This window comes from Agreia sp. (assembly GCF_964263775.1).
Taxonomy (GTDB): Bacteria; Actinomycetota; Actinomycetes; order Actinomycetales; family Microbacteriaceae; genus Agreia.
This window is the reverse complement of record NZ_CAXVWM010000003.1, coordinates 1-2819: the sequence shown is the minus strand read 5'-3', so window position 1 is coordinate 2819 and position 2819 is coordinate 1. Positions and strand designations below refer to the sequence as shown.

Annotated in this window: 3 protein-coding genes; 1 reads left to right on the top strand and 2 read right to left on the bottom strand. The window is 68.7% G+C overall.

Annotated features, from left to right (window positions below; genetic code table 11):
* Together ACE5CZ_RS00230 and ACE5CZ_RS00225 are read right to left on the bottom strand one after the other, a co-directional pair.
* Nucleotides 1–558 (bottom strand): response regulator transcription factor (locus ACE5CZ_RS00230; protein WP_374945342.1); only part of this gene is annotated, 558 nt, incomplete at its 3' end.
* The gene (locus tag ACE5CZ_RS00225; RefSeq protein ID WP_374945341.1) at nt 555–2009 is read right to left on the bottom strand and encodes a sensor histidine kinase; all 1455 of its coding nucleotides are present in this window, start codon (nt 2007–2009) and stop codon (nt 555–557) included. The genes ACE5CZ_RS00225 and ACE5CZ_RS00230, both read right to left, overlap by 4 nt.
* A 158-nt stretch (nt 2010–2167) precedes the next feature.
* On the opposite strand from ACE5CZ_RS00225, the gene ACE5CZ_RS00220 reads away from it, so the two are divergent.
* Nucleotides 2168–2761, top strand: coding sequence for a sulfite oxidase-like oxidoreductase (locus tag ACE5CZ_RS00220; protein WP_374945340.1), 594 nt, complete (start codon nt 2168–2170; stop codon nt 2759–2761).
* The last annotated feature ends 58 nt before the right edge of the window (nt 2762–2819 follow it).

The window sequence follows — 2819 nt, the reverse complement described above, 5'->3', positions numbered from 1 at the left end:
CGAGCCGCGGGTATCCGAACCCGCCGCCCGCGAGGCCACGGCGCCCGAACTCGCGGCGTTCGAACCCGCCGCAGCCGCACCCCGCGCGCCGGCGTCGCGCTGCGCGAAGCGCTCGATCACGCGCCGCGTCACATCCGGGCTCAGCAGCGCATCGCCGCGGGCCACGACCTGAACGGCGTCGACGAGCTGCTCGGGCGTGCTGTTCTTGAGCAGAAAGCCGCTGGCGCCGCCCTCAAGCGCCTCGAACAGGTAGTCGTCTCGGTCGAACGTCGTGAGAACGAGTACGGCTGGCGGATGTTCGAGGGCCGTGATGAGACGGGTCGCGGTGAGTCCGTCCATGCCGGGCATCTGCACGTCGAGGCAGACCACATCCGGCGAGACCTGCCGGATGCGTTCGAGCGCACCGTGTCCGTCGCGCGCCTCGCCCACCACGACGATGCCTGGTTCGCTCTCGAGGATGATGCGGATTCCGCTGCGCAGCAGATCCTGGTCGTCGACGAGCAGAACGCGGATCTCGGCGTCTGCGGGCGGTTCGGAGCCGTCGATGAGGTCGGTCATCGTGCAGTGCCCCCTGTCGGCGCTGGCGAACCCGATGCTAGCGAACCCTCTGGTGAACCCGCTGGCGAAGCCGCCGTCGAACCTGACCGCACCGGTGCCGAAGCCGGCGCCGCCGTGCCGGTCGGGATGTCGGCGCGCACGAGGTACCCGCCCCGTGCTCGCGGCCCGGCCTCGAGGGTGCCTCCGACCGCGGTGAGGCGCTCGCGCATGCCTACGATTCCCAAGCCCGAACCCGGCGTCGGAATTCCGCGCGCGGGCAAGCCACCCGAGTCTGTGACCTCGACCTCGACGGATGCCTCGAGATAGCGAAGCCGCACGTCGATCGAGGCGGCTGCCCCGGCATGCTTGATGGCGTTCGTGATCGCTTCTTGCACGACGCGGTAGACCGTCATCGACACGAGCGCTGTGAGGGCGCGCGGGTCGCCCACGACGGTGAGCTCGGCCCCGAATCCGGATGCGCGGGCGTCGTCGAGCAGGCCGGGCAGTTGCTCGACCCCGTGAGTGCTCGGGCCGTCGACGGCGCCGACAGTGCCGGCAGCACCGACGGCACCTCCGGAAACACCGCCGACAACGCGGGCGCCAGACGGGGGCTGACTGTCATCGCGCAACGTCGTGAGCATCCGGTGCAATTCTTCGACGGCTTCCCGCGCGCTCGACTCGATAGCGGTGAGCGACTCTGTGGCCTGGGCAGGATCGCGGTGCAGCACGCGGCGCGCCGCGCCCGCCTGAACTCCCATGACCGACACGTGGTGTGCGACGACGTCGTGCAGTTCGCGGGCGATGCGCAGCCGTTCGAGCGACACGGCCTGCGCCGCCGTGCGCTCACGCTCCTCGGCGAGCTGGTCGGTTCTGTCCTGCAGGGCGGCACGTTCGCGGGCTGCGATCCAGGCCCGGTTGCCGAAGTAGTAGCCGCCGCCGAAGTAGAGCAGGTTCTGCAGAACCGTCACGAGGCCGACCGCAATGGCCGGCGTGACCGAGCCGACGACATCCATGCCTGCGAAATTCTCGGCGAAGGCCGGCGCGAGCAGCGCCGAGAACAGCCACACGAACATGCCCACGATCACGACGAGGCGCGACACCATGGCGAGGCGCCGACGCGCGCTCCAGGCGCCCGCCGTGTACATCGCGATGAAGAACGCGATGTTGCTGAACAGCACCTCGGGCACATGCAGAACCTGCACGCCCATGAACACCGCGGCGCTGACGATCAGCACCGCCACGGGAAAACGCCGCCGCCACCCGAGCGGCGCGCTCTGCAGCAGCACCATCAGTACGCCGAGCCACGGCGGCGCCGGGTCGGAGTAGAACCCCCCCGAGTCGTAGAGCTCGAGGCTGCCGAGACTGAGCGCGAAGATGACGAAGGCGAGCAGCGCGTCTTCTCGGTACGCGCGCCGCGACGGCCGCGGGCGCACCCATCCGTCGTCGAGCGCATCCGTCTGGCTGTTCGTCACAGCACTCACGCTAGCGAAGTGCGTGCGGCGGCACCTCCGTCGGCAGGAGGAGGCGCCCCCTGTCCACACGAAACATTTCACTCCGCGCGCCAGCGGGTCGTAGGGCAGAATCGAACTCAGACGTTTTGCTTTGCACTCATCTCACGAAGGAGCACACCATGGCAGTCTTCTCCCGCGGTTTTGGGGCGCGCAGGCGCGAGTCCGACCCGGATCTCCCCCCGGGCCAATACCTCACAGAAGACTTCCCGGTGCTCTCGGCCGGGCCCACGCCCCGCATCGACACCGCTGACTGGAGCTTCAGTATCACCTCCGAATCCGGTGCCGTGACGACCTGGAGCTGGGACGAGCTGATGGCCCTGCCCATCGAAGACGTGCACACCGACATCCACTGCGTCACGCGCTGGTCGAAGCTCGGCACCACCTGGCGCGGCGTCTCGCTCGACACCCTCTTCGCAGACATCGACACGTCAGACGCGTACACGATGATCGAGTCGTACGGCGGCTACACGACGAACGTGCCGCTCGAAGACCTGCAGGGTGGCAAGGCCTGGATCGCCTTCGACTTCGACGGCCAGGACCTCGACCCGGAGCACGGCGGCCCCGCGCGGCTGCTCGTGCCGCACCTCTACTTCTGGAAGAGCGCCAAGTGGATCCGTGGCATCACCACGATGCCGCGCGACGATCCGGGGTTCTGGGAGCAGAACGGCTACAACCTCTACGGCGACCCCTGGAAAGAACAGCGGTATTGGTGAGCCCGGCCCCGCAGGTCGGCATCTGGAAGGTCGCCACCGTCGTGAGCGCGCACACCGA